The following is a 20,518-nucleotide window of genomic DNA, read 5'->3' on the forward strand; positions in this document are numbered from 1 at the left end:
AACAAATGAGACGTTTAAAAATGTTATGGCATATTATACAGGTTACGGGTTTTACTCGGTTTGCTCTGAGTTTTGTGACCTTTGTTTTTGGGTCAGGAGGCGTGCTTTTCCTAGTTGAACCTGCTATCACAAATTACGGAGACGGTCTTTGGTATGCTTTTGTGACTTCGACGACTGTCGGCTACGGGGATCTCCTAGCTGTGACCTTGATTGGAAGGATTACCAGTGTCTTCTTGACGATTTATGGGCTCATATTTTTTGGCTGTTTATCAGCTGTTATTATTAATTATTATACCGATTTAAATAAGGAAAGAGGAGAGGACAAATGACTGCCAATTATTCAACACGGGAATACCGTGAGAAATTATACGATGACCTTCATGTTCGATTGAGAGATACAGCGATTTTGATGTGTGCAATTTTTATTGCCTCTATCGGTCTAAATATGAATTCAACAGCTGTTATTATTGGAGCCATGTTAATTTCACCTCTCATGACACCGATTGTTGGACTGGGATTCGGTTTAGCTATTTTTGATACGCGTTTAATCAAGCAAGCTCTAGGGGTTTTACTTACTCAAGTATTGGTCAGTTTACTTGTATCGACTCTGTATTTCTGGATTTCTCCCTTATCTTATGAAAGTAGCGAATTGATTGCACGAACCTCTCCAACCATTTGGGATGTTCTCATTGCTATTGCTGGTGGGATAGCAGGCGTAATTGGATCAAGGAAAAAAGAAGCAAACAATATCGTGCCAGGAGTAGCCATTGCAACAGCTCTGATGCCACCTATCTGTACTGCAGGTTACGGTTTAGCTAATGGGAATGTACGATTTTTATTGGGGGCTCTCTATCTTTTCTTGATCAACTGTGTCTTTATCATGCTAGCCAACATTGTTGGAACAAGAATTATGATGAGAAAATCTCCCTTAAGTTCATTTAAAGAGCTAAACATTAAAATGAGAATTGGCTTGATTTCTTTGATTGTATTGTTGATTCTTCCAGCTAGCTATTCGGCAGTTACTCTGACAATAGAACAAGCGCGCAAAGAAGGGATCAAACAGTTTGTAGGAAAAGAGTTCGCCAATTATACGGTTATTAATCAAGTCTACAAGTCAAGTAACAATGAATTGGTCTTGACGGTTGTTGGAGATCCGATTTCAGAAGACGAATTAGAAACGCTCCACCAAAAACAAGCCTCTTACGGTATTCAATCTGTTCAATTGAAAGTCAATCAAGTTCATAATTCGACAAAATTAGACAGTGATACGACCAAGGAATTTTATGAAACCATTAACAAGTATATCGATCAAAAACTCTCTGAAAAGGATTCACAAAAAGATCTAGTAAAAGAAAATGAAGCAGACAAGGAATGAGGATATTGACCTTGTCTAACTCATGAAAGCAAATCTTGTGTGGTGCTTTGACCAATCACTACTAGCTCAGATTAAATAAAATATAAAAAGCAACAGCTGTTTCAGTTGTTGCTTTTTAGGTATCTAGGATTTTATCCCAGGTTTTATTTCTTATTTCTCAACGCGTGATTTGTTGGCGATATCAGCTAGGATAGCTTGAACAAAATCATCTACTGAGACAGTTTGTGTTTCTTTTTGGCCGTAGCGACGAACGTTGACTGTTCCGTCTTCCATTTCCTTGTCCCCAACGATCAATTGGTAAGGAATCTTGCTTGTTTGTGAAGCACGGATCTTGAACTGCATTTTTTCATTGCGCTCATCTACATCTGCACGGACACCGCGGTCACGGAGTTTCTTAGCCACTTCCCAAGCGTAGTCCACGTGTTTTTCGTTAGATACTGGGATGAGGGTTACTTGGTGTGGTGCAAGCCATGTTGGGAAGGCACCCTTGTAGTTCTCAATCAAGATAGCTGTGAAGCGTTCCATAGTTGAGATAACTCCACGGTGGATCATAACTGGACGGTGCTCTTCGCCATCAGCTCCTATGTATTTAAGGTCGAAGCGTTCTGGAAGCAAGAAGTCAAGCTGGATAGTAGAAAGAGTTTCTTCTTTACCAAGAGCGGTCTTAACTTGAATATCCAATTTTGGTCCGTAGAAGGCTGCTTCACCTTCGGCTTCAAAGTAATCCACACCCATTTCATCAAGGGCTGCACGAAGCATGGTTTGAGCATTTTCCCACATTTCATCGTTATCAAAGTACTTGTGAGTATCTTGAGGGTCACGAAGAGAGAGGCGGAAGCGGTATTCAGTCAAGTTGAAGTCTTCATAAACATCGATAATCAACTGAAGGGCACGTTGGAATTCTTCTTGGATTTGTTCTGGAGTCACAAAGAGGTGACCGTCGTTGAGTGACATTTCACGTACACGTTGAAGACCAGTGAGTGCACCAGATTTTTCATAACGGTGCATCATACCGATTTCAGCGATACGGATTGGCAACTCACGGTAAGAGTGAACATGGTGTTTGAAGACTTGGATGTGGTGCGGGCAGTTCATTGGACGAAGGACAAATTCTTCCCCGTCACCCATGTCCATAGTTGGGAACATGTCTTCTTGGTAATGATCCCAGTGACCAGAAGTCTTGTAAAGTTCAACAGAAGCAAGTGGTGGAGTGTAGACGTGTTGGTAGCCTGAAGCTAGCTCTTTGTCTACGATGTAGCGTTCCAATTCACGACGAATAGTCGCACCATTTGGCAACCAGAATGGAAGTCCTTGACCAACCTCTTGAGAAATCATGAAGAGGTCAAGCTCTTTACCAAGTTTACGGTGGTCACGTTCTTTGGCTTCTTCACGCATTTGAAGGTAGTTTTTCAAGTCTTTCTTGTCAAACCAAGCTGTACCGTAGATACGTTGCATCATAGCATTGTCGCTATTTCCACGCCAGTAAGCACCTGCTACATGGAGAAGGTGGAAGATTTGGATACGGCCTGTTGATGGAACGTGAGGGCCACGGCAGAGGTCTACATATTCACCCTGACGGTAGATGGTCAAACCACCTTCGTCTTCAGAGTGTTCTTCAATCAATTCCAACTTGTAAGGGTCATTTTTGAAGATTTCACGTGCCTCGTCTTTAGTAACTTCTTCACGAATAGATGGGAAGTTTTCTTTGACAATTTTTTGCATTTCTTCTTCGATACGAGGAAGGTCTTCGTTAGAGATTTGACCAGCTGTGTTGTCAGTATCGTAGTAGAAACCATCTTCGATGGCTGGACCAACTCCTAAGTGAATGTCTGGGAAAAGACGACGAGCTGCTTGGGCGAACAAGTGAGCAGCTGAGTGACGCAAGATTGGAAGGGCATCTTCGTGATCAGGTGTCACGATTTCGATGCTTCCATCTTCAGTGATAGCACGAGTAGTGTCGATGAGTTTGCCGTTGAATTTACCAGCCAAGGCTTTTTTAGCTAGGGAATTGCTGATTGATTGAGCAATTTCAAAAGTAGTAACGCCAGATTCGAATTCACGAACAGCGCCATCTGGGAAAGTAATGTTAATCATGATGTTCTCCTTACTTATATTATTGACGAATGTGTTAACCCTATTTGGAAAACAGGGACAGAGGACTGTGAAAGCTAGAAAAAAAGCGACATCCTCGAAAGGACGTCGCAACGTGGTTCCACCTTCATTTATGTTCCTCAAAAAAGAGGGACACCTCTGATTGGCTCTAACGTAGCCACCGTTTTATGTTTGCATAAAAGTCAGTAGAGTAGTATCAGTATAGTCTTTCTATGCGTTCTCAGCAACCACGCACTCTCTAGTAGAAAGGGACTAAGTGACTTGTCTCTATGGATTATTATAGCATGATTGTGAGATTTTTCAAGATATTTGTAGATTTTTTTGAATTTTCTTCATTGAAAAAGTGCTTGCTAAGCTTTGTTAGGTGTAATGTGCAATCATCTTTTTGCTAGGAATTTGCCTTGATAAAAGTAGTGTTCTGGATTTAGTAAGAGTGGGTTAGATGTCACTCTTATACAGTATTTTTTGTTATAATATTAAAAAGATATATAAGAGGAAATGAGGAGAAAGAATGACAAAAATAGCTATTCTTTCAGATATTCATGGAAATACCACCGCCTTGGAGGCTGTTTTGGCAGATGCTCGGCAGCTAGGAGTGGATGAATACTGGCTTTTGGGAGACATTCTCATGCCAGGAACAGGGCGTAGAAGAATTTTGGACTTGTTGGCTCAACTACCGATTACGGCTAGAGTTTTGGGAAACTGGGAAGACAGTCTTTGGCATGGTGTCCGTAAGGAATTGGATAGTACTCGTCCCAGTCAACGCTATCTCTTGCGCCAGTGCCAGTATGTTTTAGAGGAAATTTCCCTAGAAGAAATTGAACTGCTCCACAATCAACCTCTACAGATTCATCGTCAGTTTGGGGATTTGACGGTAGGAATTAGCCACCATCTTCCTGATAAGAACTGGGGGAGAGAGTTGATTCATACTGGATCGCAAGAGGATTTTGACCGCTTGGTGACCAATCCACCTTGTGATATCGCTGTATATGGTCATATTCATCAGCAGTTGCTTCGTTACGGGACTGGTGGGCAATTGATTGTCAATCCAGGTTCGATTGGGCAACCTTTCTTTCTAGATACCCATTTGCGGAAGGACTTGCGAGCCCAGTATATGGTTTTGGAGTTTGATGATAAGGGCTTGGTAGATATGGACTTCCGACGGGTAGACTACGATGTGGCAGCTGAATTGCAGTTGGCTAAAGACCTCAAACTTCCCTATTTTGAGGTTTATTATGAAAGTCTGGTCAATGGTATCCACCATACTCATCATCAGGAATTTTTGAGAGAATTGGCCCAGCAAGAGGGCTACGATAGGGAGTTAGATGCCTGGTTGAAAAGTGGTAACGATTGACATTACAACTAAAAAGGGTATAATAATAGAAAAAGAAGAGTAGAGGCAGGGTAGCCTCGTAAAAAGGAGAAGAGGATGCAAATTCCAAGTAGATTTACCATTGCGACTCATATGCTGATAATCATTGCCCTCAAGGGGAAGGAAAGCAAGGTGACCAGTGATTTTCTGGCTGCTAGTGTCGGGGTCAATCCAGTCATTATCAGAAAGACCTTGTCCCAGTTGAAGAAGGCAGAGCTGATTTCAGTAGCGCGTGGAACAGGTGGGACAGAGATTGTCAAGGATCTCAAAGACATTAGTCTATTAGATGTTTATCAGGCTGTTGAGTGTCTTGGTAAGACTGGTCAACTCTTCAGTTTTCATGACAATCCAAATCCAAATTGCCCAGTTGGAGCCCATATTCATGATGTTTTGGATCAAAAATTGGAGAGAATCCAGCTGGCTATGGAGGCAGAGCTTGGTCAGACTAGCTTAGAGCAAGTCGTGGCCGACGCAGAGAGTCAGATGAAGGATTAAGAGGGATAGATGCCTGCAAATGAAACTCAAAACACTGCTAGAAATCTGGCAGTGTTTTTTGAGATTGCGTAGAAAAAACTCCTGGGAAATTCCAGGAGAGTATGAGTGGTTATTTGAACTTGAATCCTTCGTAAATAAGCTCTGCTTTTGGATTTTGTTTCTTAATCTGTTTGGCAAGTAACTTCATCATAGAAAGAGGACCACACATATAGACGGTTGCATGTTCGGGCACTTCTTCTTGCTCAAAATTAAGATAGCCGTCTGTCCTACTATCTACTAGATGGAGTTCAAAATTAGGGTTTTTCTGAGCATAGTCACGGAGCAAATCCAGATAGACTGCATTTTCTTCTCCACGGAAGCTATAGAAGAAGTGAACCTGTTTATCTAAAATAGGATGTTCACGGATGTAAGAGATGAAGGGGGTAATCCCAATGCCTCCAGCAATCCAAACCTGATTTTTTCGTCCTTCTTCTATGATCATGTGTCCGTAAGCTCTATCTACGCTTACTTTGCTGCCGACTTGAAGATTGTCATAGATATTCTTGGTATGGTCGCCTGAATTTTTGACAGTAAAGTAAAGAGTTTGACCGTGACCTCCTGAGATAGAAAAGGGATGCGGAGCACTTTCAAAGCCTTCTTGGAAAATCTTTAGGAAGGCAAATTGTCCTGATTGATAGTTGAAAGGTCTGCTAAGATGGATTTGAATTTCTATAGTATCGTGATTTAAGCGTTTGAGATTGGTAATTTTCCCTAGATAGGGGAAGCCAATCTTTTGATATAGAAAAATGATATAAAAACCAGCTAGCAAGCCTAAAAGGGCATAGCTACCAACAAGAAAACTTAGAAGATTAAATGTGAGAAGACGATTGCCCATCATCATGTAGACGTGAAAGAGTCCAAAAATATAGGCTAGGTAAACCAGACGGTGAATCCATCGCCAAGCTTCGTATTGGATGTATTTGCCTAAATAGGCGACGAGGATGATGCTGACAAAGATATAGATGGCAAGATTGCCAAACTGAGCAGCTAAACGAGATCCCCACAAACCGCCCATACTAAAGTTATGAAAGATGAGTAGGATGACGGATAGAAAGGCTGTGAATTTGTGGACGGTGTAGATCTTCTCCAAACCGTGAAACCAGCTTTCTAGTAGGGGGAGACGAGTGGCTAGGATAAAAGTCAGAGATAGGCTTGTTAAAGCTAGTCCTGGAATCATGAATTGGGGAGAAGTGTTCATCCAAGCAAAAAGAGTCAAGATAAAACTAGCTATGATAAAGAGTAGTCCTTTGATTGATTTCATAGAAAATTCCATTTCATTTAGATTTTGATTTGTTGTAAACAAATTTGTTACATTTTATCATAGAAAAAGTATGGTGTCAAATTGAGATCTATAAATGTTTACTATCATCAAAAAAACTCTCCAATTTAACTGGAGAGTGGATGTTTATACTCAATGAAAATCAAAGAGCAAACTAGGAAGCTAGCCGCAGGCTGTACTTGAGTACGGCAAGGTGAAGCTGACGTGGTTTGAAGAGATTTTCGAAGAGTATTATTCTGCAGCTTGTTGCCAACGTTTTGCTAGCATATGAGACAGGCTAGAAATGGCTAGGTTAAAGCTGAAGTAGATGAGGGCAATCAGGATATACAGACTGAAGACCTGCTCTGGTTCGAAATAACGGCCCATGAGAATTTGGCTGGCTCCAAAGAGTTCTTGTAGGGCGATAACAGAGTAGAGAAGACTGGTGTCCTTAATCACGGTTACAAACTGAGAAATAATGGCTGGTAGCATTTTGCGAATGGCTTGTGGGAGAATGATGTGGTAAAGGATTTGAGCTGAGGTAAATCCTTGCGACATTCCTGCTTCGTACTGTCCCTTGTCCACGGCATTGAGACCACCTCGAATAATCTCAGCTAGCGCCGCTGAGGTAAAGAGAGTAAAGGCAGTGATTCCTGCTGGAGTGGACTTCATCTTGAAAACCAAAAAGATGGTGAAAATCCAAAGGAGGTTGGGAACGTTGCGCACAAACTCGATGCAAATGCTGGAGATGATGCGTAAGATAGGATTTTTGCCATTTCTCATGACAGCTAGCACCGTACCGATGAGGGTAGAGAGGACGATGGCAATCAGAGAAATATAGAGGGTCAAGCCAAATCCTTTAAAGATAAAGACTAGGTTATCTGGGGTCAAAACTTCTAAAATGGATTCCATAGTAACCTCCTAAAGCGAATAGGCTTTTTTGTTGGCTTGCTCCATCTTGCGACCAAACTGGGCAACAGGGAAGCATAGAGAAAAGTAGAGAAGGGCAGCGCCTAGAAAGGCTGGGATATAGTTTCCGTTAAGAGCTGACCAAGACTTGGTCACAAACATCAAGTCTACTCCAGAGATGATAGCGACTGTAGAGGTATTCTTGATGAGGTTGACGATTTGGTTGGTCAAAGGAGGGATAATGATACGGAAGGCCTGAGGCAAGATAATCAAGCGCATGGCACTGATATAGGTAAAACCTTGCGACAAGGCGGCCTCCATCTGACCGCTAGGAATAGATTGAATACCTGAACGAATTACCTCAGCGATATAGGCACCGTGATAGAGTCCCACGCAGAGTACAGCCGTCCAATAAATCGGAATCATGATGATATGGTCACTAATAAGAGGCAAACCATAAAAAACGATGACAAACTGCACCAAGAGGGGAGTGTTTTGGTAAAATTCCACAAATATGCGAGCTAAAATGCGCAAAATTGGACGTTTGCTGGTTGACATGGCTCCAAAGAAGATGCCTAAGACCATAGCGAGGATAAAGGATCCAATCGCTAGGGCAAGAGTGAAGAGGAAACCATTGAAAAATTGTCCAAAATCCTGAAAATAGGCTGTCCAAGATGATAAATCTGTCATAGGGTGTCCTCCTTAATCTGCGGTATGGCTAGATGGTTTGAGCTTGTAACGGTTATAAAGTTTTTGTAAACTACCACTCTTGCTCCATTTAGTGACCAAGTTATCAAGATAGTCGTTGAGCTCGGTATTTGATTTCTTGGTAACGATACCGTAGTCAGATGGCTTGAAACTATCATCTAGTAGTATTGTCCGTTTACTGATATAGCCAGAAAGAATCGAGCGGTCAACGGAAAAAGCATCAATACGGTGAGCGTGTAGGGAAGTGATCAATTCTGGGTAGGAACCAAGTTCGACGAATTTAAAGGTCAAGCCTTTCTTTTTACCTAGTTCGGTAATCAAGCGTTGAGTAATGGAACCTTGGGCAACACCGATGGTTTTTCCGTTTAGGTCCTCAATCTTTTTGATTTTGGCAGACTTATTGACCAAAAAGCCAGAAGCGTCCGTGTAGTAGGGGCTTGTGAAGTTGTAGAGTTTTTTGCGTTCGTCTGTGATGGTGAAGGTTGCGATATCCATATCGACCTGTTCATTGTCTAGAAGGGGTCCACGGGTTTGAGCGGTAACAGGCACATAACGAACCTTAACCTTGAGCTCATCAGCTACCATCTTGGCCAAGTCAGTTTCGATACCAGAATAGGTTCCTGTCTTGGGATCCTTGTAACCAAAATTGGGAACGTCTTGTTTCACACCGACAACTAGCTCGCCTCTCTTTTGAATGTCTGCGACACTGGTATCAGCCAGGACTGGTTTTGCAGCAGCAAGGCCGAAAAGGCTAATCAATATTGCTGATAAAAAGAATTTCTTTTTCATAGGCGCCTCCTTATTTGACTTTGTCACTTTCGTGGTTGATAATTTTGCTGAGGAATTGTTGAGCACGTGGTTCGGTTGGATTGTCGAAAAAGGCATCGACATCGGTCGTATCTACTAAAACCTCTCCGTCAGCCATAAAGATGATTCGGTCAGCAACTTCACGGGCGAAGCCCATTTCATGGGTAACGACAATCATATTCATACCCTCGTGGGCCAATTTTTGCATAACTGCCAGAACGTCACCGATGGTTTCAGGGTCAAGGGCAGATGTTGGTTCATCGAAGAGGAGGAGTTCCGGATGCATAGCGAGTCCACGTGCGATGGCAATCCGTTGCTTTTGTCCACCAGATAGCATGGCTGGATAAGAATCTTTCTTGTCCCACATATTTACAAATTCCAGATATTTTTGGGCTGTTTTTTCAGCTTCTTTTTTATCAATTCCTAGAACTTTTATGGGTGCGAGTGTTACGTTTTCTAACACTGTTTTATGCGGATAGAGGTTAAAATGTTGGAAAACCATACCGACTTCCTTGCGAAGAGGTACTAAATCTTTCTGGCTGGCACCAGCAACTTGGTGGCCATTGACTAGGAGACTTCCCTTGTCAACAGCCTCTAAACCATTGATGGTGCGGATAAGAGTTGACTTCCCGGAACCAGAAGGGCCAAGGAGGACAACAACTTGTCCTTTTTCAAAACGGAGATTGATGTCGCGGAGTGCGTGGTAGTCTCCGTAATATTTTTCGACGTGTTCAAATTCTACTAAAGCCATAAGGAATCTCCTTTGTGTTAGATTTTATAACATGATTCTACACCAAAAGATTTGTCTTGTCAAATCATATCAGAAAAAAGTTAGTAAAATTTTTGTAGAAAGCAATCAGGATAGAGAAAAAGCCTAAATCATGTTATAATGAAGCAATAGAATTCTTAGAAAGAGTGGATGTCTTTTTGATAACACCTACTTATGAATGGCAGTTTGCCCCGCAGGTAGAAGATGCGGATTTTACAAAGATAGCCAAGAAGGCTGGATTGGGTCCTGAGGTGGCTCGGTTATTATTTGAAAGAGGGATTCAGAACCAAGAAAGTCTGAAGAAGTTTTTAGAACCTTCCTTGGAGGACTTGCACGACCCTTATCTGCTCCATGATATGGACAAGGCAGTGGAACGGATTCGTCAGGCCATTGAAGAAGGGGAAAATATCCTCGTTTACGGTGATTATGATGCGGATGGTATGACTTCGGCTTCGATTGTTAAGGAAAGTTTGGAACAGCTTGGTGCCGAGTGCCGGGTTTATCTGCCTAATCGTTTCACTGATAGCTATGGCCCTAATGCCAGTGTCTATAAATACTTTATCGAGCAAGAAGGAATATCCTTGATTGTGACGGTGGACAATGGGGTTGCTGGTCATGAGGCTATTGAATTGGCCCAGTCTATGGGAGTAGATGTTATTGTGACTGACCACCATTCCATGCCTGAAACCTTACCAGATGCCTATGCCATTGTCCATCCTGAACACCCTGATGCGGATTATCCTTTCAAATATTTGGCTGGTTGTGGAGTGGCTTTCAAGTTGGCTTGTGCCCTTTTAGAAGAAGTACAAGTGGAATTGCTTGATTTGGTCGCTATCGGAACTATTGCAGATATGGTGAGTTTGACGGATGAAAACCGTATCTTAGTTCAATATGGTCTGGAAATGTTGGGCCATACTCAGCGCATTGGTTTACAAGAAATGTTGGACATGGCTGGAATTGCCGCAAATGAAGTAACAGAAGAAACGGTTGGTTTTCAGATTGCCCCTCGTTTGAATGCCTTGGGCCGCTTGGATGATCCCAATCCTGCCATTGATTTGTTGACTGGCTTTGATGATGAGGAAGCGCATGAGATTACCCTCATGATTCATCAGAAAAACGAAGAGCGCAAGGAAATCGTTCAGTCTATCTATGAAGAAGCTAAGACCATGGTGGATTCTGAGAAGAAGGTTCAAGTCTTGGCTAAGGAAGGTTGGAATCCTGGGGTTCTGGGTATCGTGGCTGGTCGTTTGTTGGAAGAACTAGGGCAGACAGTCATCGTTCTCAATATAGAGGACGGTCGTGCCAAGGGTAGTGCTCGTAGCGTGGAAGCGGTCGATATTTTTGAGGCTCTGGATCCTCATAGAGACCTCTTCATAGCCTTTGGTGGCCATGCTGGTGCGGCTGGAATGACGCTGGAAGTTGAGAAACTCTCAGATTTATCTCAGGTTTTGGAAGATTATGTCCGTGAAAAAGGCGCGGATGCTGGTGGTAAGAACAAGTTAAATCTAGATGAAGAACTGGATTTGGAGACACTTAGCTTGGAAACGGTCAAAAGTTTTGAACGTTTGGCACCTTTTGGCATGAACAATCAGAAACCTATCTTTTATATAAAGGATTTTCAGGTCGAAAGTGCCCGTACTATGGGGGCAAGCAATGCTCATCTCAAGTTGAAAATTTCCAAAGGTGAAGCGAGTTTTGAAGTGGTAGCCTTTGGCCAAGGTAGATGGGCAACAGAATTTGCTCAAACCAAGAATTTAGAGCTGGCAGTCAAATTGTCTGTCAACCAATGGAATGGCCAAACTGCCCTGCAGTTGATGATGGTGGATGCGCGTGTGGAAGGTGTTCAACTTTTTAACATCCGTGGGAAGAATGCAGTCTTGCCAGAAGGGGTTCCAGTCTTGGATTTTGTTGGAGGAGTGCCTGATTTAGCGACTAGTGACGCGGTTGTCGTGAAAACCATACCTGAGGATATTACTCTGTTGAAGACCATTTTTCAGGAACAAAATTTCTCTGCTGTCTATTTCAAAAATGATATTGACAAGGCCTACTATCTGACAGGCTATGGGACTAGAGAGCAGTTTGCTAAATTGTACAAGACTATCTACCAGTTTCCAGAGTTTGATATTCGCTATAAGCTGAAAGATTTGGCAGCTTATCTTAATATTCAGCAAATCTTGCTGGTCAAGATGATTCAAGTATTTGAAGAGCTAGGCTTTGTGAAGATCAAAGATGGTGTCATGACAGTGAATAAAGAGGCACCAAAGCGGGAAATCGGAGAAAGTCAGATTTACCAAAATCTCAAACAAACCGTCAAAGACCAAGAAATGATGGCGCTGGGTACCGTGCAAGAAATTTATGACTTTTTAATGGAAAAAGAGTAGATGATAGGAAAGAGTTGGGAAACCAGCTCTTTTTTGAAAACAAATCTTCATTTTGAAAATCATCAAAAAAATGGTATAATGGTAGGAAAAGATTCGGCTAATACTCAATGAAAATCAAAGAGCAAACTAGGAAGCTAGCCACAGGCTGTACTTGAGTACGGCAAGGCGAAGCTGACGTGGTTTGAATCTGATTTTCGAAGAGTATAAAAGTAATAGTGCTTTTAGAATAAAAGGGCAAGCAACCCTATAATCAAGATAAATTAAGCTTTCGGAGGAAAAATGAGTAATATTAGTTTAACAACACTTGGTGGTGTACGTGAAAACGGGAAAAATATGTATATCGCTGAAATCGATGGGTCTATTTTCGTTTTGGATGCAGGTCTGAAATACCCTGAAAATGAACAACTAGGGGTGGACGTAGTCATTCCAAATATGGATTACCTTTTTGAAAATAGCGATCGTATCGCTGGGGTCTTCTTGACCCACGGCCATGCGGATGCCATTGGTGCTTTGCCTTATCTCTTGGCTGAAGCCAAGGTGCCTGTATTTGGGTCTGAGCTGACCATTGAGTTGGCCAAACTCTTTGTCAAGGGAAATGACACAGTTAAGAAATTCAATGATTTTCATGTTATCGATGAAGATACGGAGATTGATTTTGGAGGGACTGTGGTGTCCTTCTTCCGTACGACCCACTCTATCCCAGAAAGTCTGGGTGTTGTCTTGAAGACAGCTGAAGGCAGTATCGTTTATACAGGTGACTTCAAATTTGACCAGACAGCTAGTGAATCTTATGCGACAGACTTCGCTCGTTTGGCAGAAATCGGTCGTGATGGAGTTCTGGCTCTTCTTAGTGATTCAGCCAATGCAGATAGTAATATCCAAGTGGCTAGCGAAAGTGAAGTTGGGGACGAGATCACTCAAACCATTTCGGACTGGGATGGTCGTATCATTGTTGCAGCAGTAGCCAGCAATCTCTCTCGTATCCAGCAGGTGTTTGACGCTGCGGATGCAACAGGCCGTCGTGTGGTCTTGACAGGATTCGATATTGAAAATATTGTACGTACTGCTATTCGCCTCAAGAAATTGTCTCTAGCTAACGAAAGTCTTTTGATTAAGCCAAAAGATATGTCTCGTTTTGAAGACCGTGAGTTGATTATCCTTGAGACAGGTCGTATGGGTGAGCCTATCAACGGTCTTCGCAAGATGTCGATTGGTCGCCATCGTTATGTGGAAATCAAGGACGGTGATTTGGTCTATATCGTAACGACACCGTCTATCGCCAAAGAAGCAGTTATGGCGCGTGTGGAAAATATGATTTATCAAGCTGGAGGGGTTGTCAAACTGATCACCCAAAGCTTGCGTGTGTCAGGACATGGAAATGCGCGTGATTTGCAGTTGATGATTAATCTCTTGCAACCTAAGTATCTCTTCCCAATTCAAGGGGAATACCGTGAGTTGGATGCCCATGCTAAGGCTGCTATGGCGGTCGGGATGCTGCCAGAACGCATTTTCATCCCTAAAAAGGGAACCAGCATGGCTTATGAGAATGGCGATTTTGTCCCAGCTGGCGCGGTTTCGGCAGGGGATGTCTTGATTGACGGGAATGCCATTGGTGATGTTGGAAATGTGGTTCTTCGTGACCGTAAGGTCTTGTCAGAGGACGGTATTTTCATCGTCGCAATTACCGTTAACCGTCGTGAGAAGAAAATTGTGGCCAAGGCTCGTGTTCACACGCGTGGATTTGTTTATCTCAAGAAGAGTCGCGATATTCTCCGTGAAAGTTCAGAATTGATTAACCAAACGGTAGAAGACTATCTTCAAGGAGATGACTTTGACTGGGCAGATCTCAAAGGGAAGGTTCGGGATAATTTGACTAAGTATCTCTTTGACCAGACTAAGCGTCGTCCAGCCATTCTACCAGTAGTCATGGAAGCGAAATAATTGTTGAAATAAACAGAGAGAAAGTCGAGTTTCGGCTTTTTCTTATAGAAAAATAGAGGAAAAATTATGGCAGTAATGAAAATCGAGTATTATTCACAAGTTTTGGATATGGAGTGGGGAGTGAATGTTCTTTACCCCGATGCCAATCGAGTGGAAGATCCAGAATGTAAAGATATCCCTGTCTTGTATCTTTTGCATGGGATGTCTGGTAATCATAATAGCTGGCTCAAGCGGACCAACGTAGAACGATTGCTTCGAGGAACTAATCTCATCGTTGTCATGCCCAATACCAGCAATGGTTGGTACACCGATACCCAGTATGGTTTTGACTATTACACAGCTCTAGCAGAGGAATTGCCAGAGGTTCTGAAACGTTTCTTCCCTAACATGACCAGCAAGCGTGAAAAGACCTTTATCGCTGGTCTCTCTATGGGAGGCTATGGCTGTTTCAAATTGGCTCTTGCTACAAATCGTTTTTCTCATGCAGCTAGTTTTTCAGGTGCCCTTAGCTTTCAAGATTTTTCTCCTGAAAGCCAAGATTTGGGAACTCCAGCTTACTGGAGAGGTGTGTTTGGGGAGATTAAAGACTGGACAGCTAGCCCCTATTCTCTTGAAAGTCTGGCTAAAAAATCGGACAAAAAGACCAAGCTTTGGGCTTGGTGTGGCGAGCAGGATTTCTTGTACGAAGCTAATAATCTAGCAGTGAAAAACCTCAAAAAAATGGGATTTGATGTGACCTATAGCCATAGCGCTGGAATGCATGAATGGTACTACTGGGAAAAACAATTGGAAGTCTTTTTAGCAACCCTACCAATCGATTTCAAATTAGAAGAGAGATTGTCATAATTTAGTTTTCTTTCAGCTTGTTTTAGTAAAATAGTCTTTATTTGCTAGAAAGGTGGAGAGACATGCGCTGGATTTTTCGTTTGATAGGGGCTTTCTTTTCTTTTGTGTGGCGTTTGTTTTGGCGCCTGGTTTGGATAGTTGTGCTCTTATGTGCTCTTGCTTTCGGACTTTTATGGTATCTGAACGGTGATTTTCAAGGAGCGCTAAAGCAAGCAGAACGGTCAGTCAAGATTGGTCGACAAAGTATTGATCAATGGGAAAAAACAGGGCAACTGCCTAAGTTGAACCAGACGGATAGCCACCAACACTCTGAAGGAAGGTGGCCACAGGCTTCTGCTCGTATTTACCTGGATCCCCAGATGGATTCAGGATTTCAAGAGGCATATTTAGAAGCAATTCAGAACTGGAATCAAACTGGTGCTTTTAACTTTGAAATTGTCACTGAAGCCAGCAAGGCAGATATCTTGGCTACTGAGATGAATGACGGAAACACTCCTGTGGCAGGAGAGGCGGAAAGTCAGACCAATTTCTTGACGGGGCAATTCTTGTCTGTCACGGTGCGGTTGAATCATTATTATCTGTCCAATCCAGACTATGGTTATTCCTATGAGCGCATTGTCCATACGGCAGAACATGAGTTAGGTCATGCGATCGGCTTGGACCATACAGATGAGAAGTCTGTCATGCAACCTGCAGGTTCCTTTTATGGTATCCAGGAAGAGGATGTTGCAAACCTTCGAAAAATATATGAGACTAGTGAGTAGGGAACAATCTTTCCCTACTTTTTTGCTATAATGGAACTATGAATAACTTGATTAAATCAAAACTAGAGCTCTTGCCGACCAGCCCTGGTTGTTACATTCACAAGGATAAAAACGGCACCATTATCTATGTAGGAAAGGCTAAAAATCTGCGTAACCGCGTGAGGTCTTATTTCCGTGGGAGTCATGATACCAAGACAGAGGCCTTAGTGTCTGAAATTGTGGATTTTGAATTTATTGTTACGGAGTCTAATATTGAGGCGCTTCTCCTAGAAATTAATCTGATCAAGGAAAACAAGCCCAAGTACAATATCATGCTCAAGGATGATAAGTCCTATCCTTTCATCAAGATTACCAATGAACGCTATCCTCGTTTGATTATCACCCGTCAGGTCAAGAAGGACGGCGGTCTCTACTTTGGACCTTATCCAGATGTAGGGGCAGCCAATGAAATCAAGCGGCTACTGGATCGGATTTTCCCTTTTAGAAAGTGTACCAATCCGCCGTCTAAGGTCTGTTTTTACTACCATATCGGTCAATGTATGGCCCACACTATCTGTAAGAAGGATGAGGACTATTTCAAGTCTATGGCTCGGGAGGTTTCTGATTTCCTAAAAGGGCAAGATGACAAAATTATTGATGACCTCAAGGGAAAGATGGCAACGGCAGCCCAGACTATGGAATTTGAACGTGCGGCAGAATACCGTGACCTGATTCAGGCCATTGGAACGCTTCGAACCAAGCAACGGGTCATGGCTAAGGATCTCCAAAATCGCGATGTTTTTGGCTACTATGTGGACAAGGGCTGGATGTGTGTGCAGGTTTTCTTTGTCCGTCAGGGCAAGCTCATTGAGCGCGATGTCAATCTTTTCCCCTACTACAATGATCCGGACGAGGACTTCTTAACCTATGTGGGACAATTTTATCAAGAAAAATCTCACCTAGTTCCCAATGAGGTACTGATTCCACAGGATATTGACGAAGAAGCCGTTAAGGCCTTGGTGAATACCAAGATTCTCAAACCCCAGCGTGGAGAGAAAAAGCAGCTGGTCAATCTAGCCATCAAAAATGCCCGTGTCAGTCTAGAGCAGAAGTTCAATTTGTTAGAAAAATCTGTCGAAAAGACACAAGGAGCTATTGAAAATCTAGGTCGTTTGCTCCAAATCCCAACTCCAGTCCGCATCGAATCCTTCGATAACTCTAATATCATGGGGACCAGTCCTGTTTCAGCCATGGTTGTCTTTGTCAACGGAAAACCTAGTAAGAAAGATTACCGTAAGTATAAAATCAAGACCGTAGTCGGGCCAGACGACTATGCCAGTATGAGAGAAGTCATTCGCAGGCGCTATGGTCGAGTACAGCGTGACGGTTTGACTCCTCCAGATTTGATTGTCATTGATGGGGGACAAGGTCAGGTCAATATCGCCAAGCAAGTCATCCAAGAGGAGCTGGGCTTGGATATTCCCATTGCAGGTCTGCAAAAGAATGACAAACACCAAACCCATGAATTGCTCTTTGGAGATCCGCTTGAGGTGGTGGAGTTGTCTCGTAATTCTCAGGAATTTTTCCTCCTCCAACGCATTCAGGATGAGGTACACCGCTTTGCCATTACTTTCCACCGTCAACTGCGCTCTAAAAATTCCTTTTCATCGCAACTGGATGGAATTGAAGGGCTGGGACCTAAACGCAAGCAGAATCTCATGAAGCATTTCAAGTCTCTCACTAAAATCAAGGAAGCCAGTGTGGATGAGATTGTCGAAGTTGGAGTACCAAGAGCAGTCGCAGAAGCTGTGCAAAGAAAGTTGAATCCTCAGGAAGAAGTGAAATTGGCTCAAGTGGCGGAAGAGATAGTAGATTACCAAACGGAAGGAAACTATCATGAACCATAAAATCGCGATTTTATCAGATATTCATGGCAATGCAACGGCACTAGAAGTAGTGATTACAGAATCTTCAGCAGATTTAGATGGTTAATATATAAACAAAAGGCCGTAAAAACGGTCTTTTGTGGTATAATGGGAAAGAAGTGAACCAGAATGGAGTGTCAATTATGATACCTTTAGAAAAATCAAATCCGTCTGAAGTTGAGAAAATTTGCTTGGAATTATATAAAGAAATGAGTTTTCAAGGTTATCCTGAATTTAAAAATGATTTAAATAGTTGGGTAGCCAGTAATGTACCAGAGCTAGCAAGTGAAAGGGATGCTTTTCTAAAGATAATGATAGGTGAGTATTCATTTTTAGAGAATCTTAAAGAATTGATGGATAATTTCGTAGATGAAGAACCTAAATTAGCAGAGTATCTAAAAAAATCTTATGGAAAGATAGATTCGAGATTAAGGAAGAAATTAATTGATTTAAAGAACGTTTCGGTATGCCCGTATTGCAATCGTAATTATATAAACTCAACATATAAAATACTTCATTGTAATAACTGTAATCAAGACTTATTGGTAATTGACGGGACGGAAGAAGAATGTTCAGGTTGCAATCAAGAAATTAATGGTCCGACTAAAGTATTAAATACTGCTCAACTAGACCACTTTTTTCCAAAAGACAGTTATCCACTGTTTGCTGTTTCATTTTATAATTTAATCCCTAGTTGTTATAGCTGTAATCATGTGAAATCAAATAGGAATTTAGAATATAGTCCCTATGACACTAGTTTTCCGTTTGATGATGTAAAGTTTACATACATTCCAAAGTCTGTTGATAAGGTTGAAATCAAAATTAATTCAGATGATTCCGCCTTTAAAAATGGTATTCGTATTTTGGGGATAGAGGAACTATATCAAAGCCACGTTGATGTTGTATATGAATTGATTTGGAAAAAAGAAGTATACACAGATAGTTATAGAGAAGGTTTGTCAGAAATCTTAAATCAAACAAACCTTGAATTAAGTAAGGCTGAAGTAAATCGATTTATAACAGGTCATTACACAGACAAAGAAAATTATGGGAAAAGACCACTTTCAAAAATGGTTACAGATATTAGCAAAGAAATTGGATTAATAGGAGAAAAAGAATGAAATTAATTGCTTTGGTGATTAAACAGTATGATGAACTTTTTAAAAATCAAATTTTTAATTTTTCAGACGAATATAAAGTTGATTTTAATTTTGAAACGAATGAATTAAAAATTGATGAAAATCCAGATTATATTGAAAATTTTTATGGGGAGTCTATTTATAATATTTCACCAATAGTTGGGATAAATGGTGTGGGAAAAAGCACAATTTTAAATCTGATAGGCTATTATCATCGAGCGGAAGATCAAAACAAAGATATCAATCAATTTTTCTATGTGTATTTAGATACTAATAGAAAATTTTATCTAAGAGATAAAAATTATGATTTATCGTCTATTACTACAGAAGGTCTAGCGAAAGATCAAGTTGATATGAGTGGATACTGTGATGCTCAAAAGATAGATAAGCTGTTTTATATTATGAACGAAGATAGACGTCCAATCGAAAGCTACGGAGGTTCATTATTATTAGATGCTCACTTAGCAGAATCTTCTAGATGGTACGTTTTGAATGGTATTTTTGAAGCTTATGAAGTATTATATTCTCAAGACTTAGTTTCTTCGTCATATAAATTTAGTTTTGGAGTTAGTACGTATAATATTGAAGATTATATTCCAGATAAATATTTAAATGATTGGGAAAATAGAGAGTTTTTCTCCTGTCTCGTTTTGAAAATAATTGTGCCAATTTGTAAAGATTTTAAGTTATGTTTAAACGATGAAGAGATTGAAAGATATTTTATAGATGGTAATTATCTACCACTATTTGATAAAATAAAAAAAGAAATAGAAGAAAAAAAGAAATAGAAGAAGAAAAGAAAGGCTTTATAAATTCATTAGTCAATTTCCTAAATTATCTAGAACGATTTATTCACAAGTACAAGATAAAAGAATACAGGGATGGTATAAGAAGTCCGATAGTTGAGTTAGAATATGGAGAAAAGAATTTTGATAATCGAATTGAATTTGAAAAACTATATCTAGACTATGAAAAATTAGAAAAGAATGCATGTTTGAGTGCAATAGATGAATTTTATTATAATATGTCTACTGGTGAAACAAATATACTAAAAGTGATGAGTTATGTGAAGTGGTTACAAATGAATTCCTCTCAAGGGACATGTCAATTAGTAGTGGATGAATTAGAATCGGGTATGCACCTCGAATGGTCTAGAAGCTTAATAAACTTTTTAGTCAACTATATAAATGAAATCAACAAAATAGGAGGAATGAACTTCCAACTCATCTTCGCAACTCATTCTCCTTACATGCTTTCGGATATTAAACCAGGAAATGTGATTATGATTGAAAAGAATCAAGAAACTGGATATTCAGAAGGAAAAGTTCTTCAAAATACTTTCGCTAAAAATATACAAGAAATCATGAAGGAAAATTTGATTGATAATATTTATGGTGATTTTGCCTTAGCGAAGATTAATTCTATGATTGAAAGGCTTAATGGAGAAGAGGAGCAGGAAGGAAATGGAGAAGAACTATTAAAAGAAATTCATTTAATCAGCGAGCCTATTCTTCGTAATAAATTATTAGAGATGTATGATAAGAAATACAATACCTCAGAATTTAGTATTGAAAAGCAACTACAGAAGTTGAATCTGAATGAGGAACAACGCCAGCAGGTGAGAGCAATGATTGAGGAAAATATAAGTAGTGCCAATGCGGATAGATGAGTTTGTAAGTAAATAGATTGAATTATCAAT

General features: G+C 40.9%; 18 protein-coding genes and 2 pseudogenes. 13 read left to right on the forward strand and 7 right to left on the reverse strand.

Features of this window, described 5'->3' with window-relative positions:
- Nucleotides 1-5: 5 nt before the first annotated feature.
- Together B7697_RS06865 and B7697_RS06870 are read left to right on the forward strand one after the other, a co-directional pair.
- Nucleotides 6-329: a potassium channel family protein gene (locus B7697_RS06865; RefSeq protein WP_001253404.1), complete on the forward strand. Its 324-nt coding sequence runs from the start codon at nt 6-8 to the stop codon at nt 327-329.
- Nucleotides 326-1,375, forward strand: coding sequence for a DUF389 domain-containing protein (locus B7697_RS06870; protein WP_084950950.1), 1,050 nt, complete (start codon nt 326-328; stop codon nt 1,373-1,375). The genes B7697_RS06865 and B7697_RS06870 overlap by 4 nt, the downstream gene beginning before the upstream one ends.
- Before the next feature lie 150 nt (nt 1,376-1,525).
- Here B7697_RS06870 and thrS read toward each other — a convergent pair whose 3' ends face one another.
- Entirely contained in the window at nt 1,526-3,469 is a 1,944-nt protein-coding gene (thrS, locus tag B7697_RS06875; protein WP_000608345.1) for a threonine--tRNA ligase, read from the reverse strand.
- A 78-nt stretch (nt 3,470-3,547) separates the two neighbouring features.
- A pseudogene (locus B7697_RS09540) lies at nt 3,548-3,666 on the reverse strand (AAA family ATPase); the annotation flags it as partial.
- 332 nt (nt 3,667-3,998) lie between these two features.
- On the opposite strand from B7697_RS09540, the gene B7697_RS06880 reads away from it, so the two are divergent.
- Both B7697_RS06880 and B7697_RS06885 read left to right on the forward strand, forming a co-directional pair.
- The gene (locus B7697_RS06880) at nt 3,999-4,841 is read left to right on the forward strand and encodes a metallophosphoesterase family protein (protein WP_084950952.1); all 843 of its coding nucleotides are present in this window, start codon (nt 3,999-4,001) and stop codon (nt 4,839-4,841) included.
- 75 nt (nt 4,842-4,916) lie between these two features.
- On the forward strand, nt 4,917-5,354 hold the full coding sequence (locus tag B7697_RS06885; protein WP_001166795.1) for an Rrf2 family transcriptional regulator: 438 nt from the start codon (nt 4,917-4,919) through the stop codon (nt 5,352-5,354).
- A gap of 109 nt (nt 5,355-5,463) precedes the next feature.
- Here the strand turns inward: B7697_RS06885 and B7697_RS06890 are convergent, their stop codons facing one another.
- From B7697_RS06890 to B7697_RS06910, 5 genes are all read right to left on the reverse strand, one after another.
- On the reverse strand, nt 5,464-6,654 hold the full coding sequence (locus B7697_RS06890; RefSeq protein WP_192851483.1) for a ferredoxin reductase family protein: 1,191 nt from the start codon (nt 6,652-6,654) through the stop codon (nt 5,464-5,466).
- 249 nt (nt 6,655-6,903) lie between these two features.
- Entirely contained in the window at nt 6,904-7,563 is a 660-nt protein-coding gene (locus B7697_RS06895) for an amino acid ABC transporter permease (RefSeq protein ID WP_084950956.1), read from the reverse strand.
- Nucleotides 7,564-7,572: 9 nt separating this feature from the next.
- A complete protein-coding gene (locus tag B7697_RS06900) occupies nt 7,573-8,250 on the reverse strand; it encodes an amino acid ABC transporter permease (RefSeq protein ID WP_084950959.1) in 678 nt (225 codons plus the stop codon).
- A gap of 12 nt (nt 8,251-8,262) precedes the next feature.
- A complete protein-coding gene (locus tag B7697_RS06905) occupies nt 8,263-9,057 on the reverse strand; it encodes a transporter substrate-binding domain-containing protein (RefSeq protein ID WP_084950961.1) in 795 nt (264 codons plus the stop codon).
- A 10-nt stretch (nt 9,058-9,067) separates the two neighbouring features.
- A complete protein-coding gene (locus tag B7697_RS06910; protein ID WP_084950963.1) occupies nt 9,068-9,826 on the reverse strand; it encodes an amino acid ABC transporter ATP-binding protein in 759 nt (252 codons plus the stop codon).
- Nucleotides 9,827-10,002: 176 nt separating this feature from the next.
- Here B7697_RS06910 and recJ point away from each other — a divergent pair, with 176 nt between their 5' ends.
- From recJ to B7697_RS06955, 9 genes and pseudogenes are all read left to right on the forward strand, one after another.
- A complete protein-coding gene (gene recJ, locus B7697_RS06915) occupies nt 10,003-12,225 on the forward strand; it encodes a single-stranded-DNA-specific exonuclease RecJ (RefSeq protein WP_192851484.1) in 2,223 nt (740 codons plus the stop codon).
- Between the two features lie 279 nt (nt 12,226-12,504).
- Complete coding sequence (locus tag B7697_RS06925) at nt 12,505-14,166, forward strand: ribonuclease J (RefSeq protein ID WP_084950967.1); 1,662 nt, start codon at nt 12,505-12,507, stop codon at nt 14,164-14,166.
- 66 nt (nt 14,167-14,232) lie between these two features.
- Nucleotides 14,233-15,012 carry an alpha/beta hydrolase gene (locus B7697_RS06930; protein ID WP_084950968.1) on the forward strand — a complete coding sequence of 260 codons (780 nt, stop codon included), beginning with the start codon at nt 14,233-14,235 and terminating at the stop codon, nt 15,010-15,012.
- Nucleotides 15,013-15,074: 62 nt separating this feature from the next.
- Nucleotides 15,075-15,776, forward strand: a complete 702-nt coding sequence (locus tag B7697_RS06935) for a M57 family metalloprotease (protein WP_084950970.1) — start codon at nt 15,075-15,077, stop codon at nt 15,774-15,776.
- Between the two features lie 38 nt (nt 15,777-15,814).
- Nucleotides 15,815-17,662 (forward strand): excinuclease ABC subunit UvrC, encoded by a 1,848-nt coding sequence (gene uvrC, locus B7697_RS06940; RefSeq protein WP_084950972.1) that lies wholly within the window; start codon nt 15,815-15,817, stop codon nt 17,660-17,662.
- Nucleotides 17,652-17,726: pseudogene (locus tag B7697_RS09545) on the forward strand (metallophosphoesterase family protein); the annotation flags it as partial. The gene uvrC and the pseudogene B7697_RS09545, both read left to right, overlap by 11 nt.
- A gap of 97 nt (nt 17,727-17,823) precedes the next feature.
- A complete protein-coding gene (locus tag B7697_RS06945; RefSeq protein ID WP_084950974.1) occupies nt 17,824-18,801 on the forward strand; it encodes a hypothetical protein in 978 nt (325 codons plus the stop codon).
- Nucleotides 18,798-19,607, forward strand: a complete 810-nt coding sequence (locus B7697_RS06950) for a hypothetical protein (RefSeq protein WP_084950976.1) — start codon at nt 18,798-18,800, stop codon at nt 19,605-19,607. The genes B7697_RS06945 and B7697_RS06950 overlap by 4 nt, the downstream gene beginning before the upstream one ends.
- Before the next feature lie 206 nt (nt 19,608-19,813).
- Nucleotides 19,814-20,488: an AAA family ATPase gene (locus B7697_RS06955; RefSeq protein WP_084950978.1), complete on the forward strand. Its 675-nt coding sequence runs from the start codon at nt 19,814-19,816 to the stop codon at nt 20,486-20,488.
- Nucleotides 20,489-20,518: the final 30 nt, after the last annotated feature.

Source organism: Streptococcus mitis (assembly GCF_002096895.1).
GTDB lineage: Bacteria > Bacillota > Bacilli > Lactobacillales > Streptococcaceae > Streptococcus > Streptococcus mitis_AH.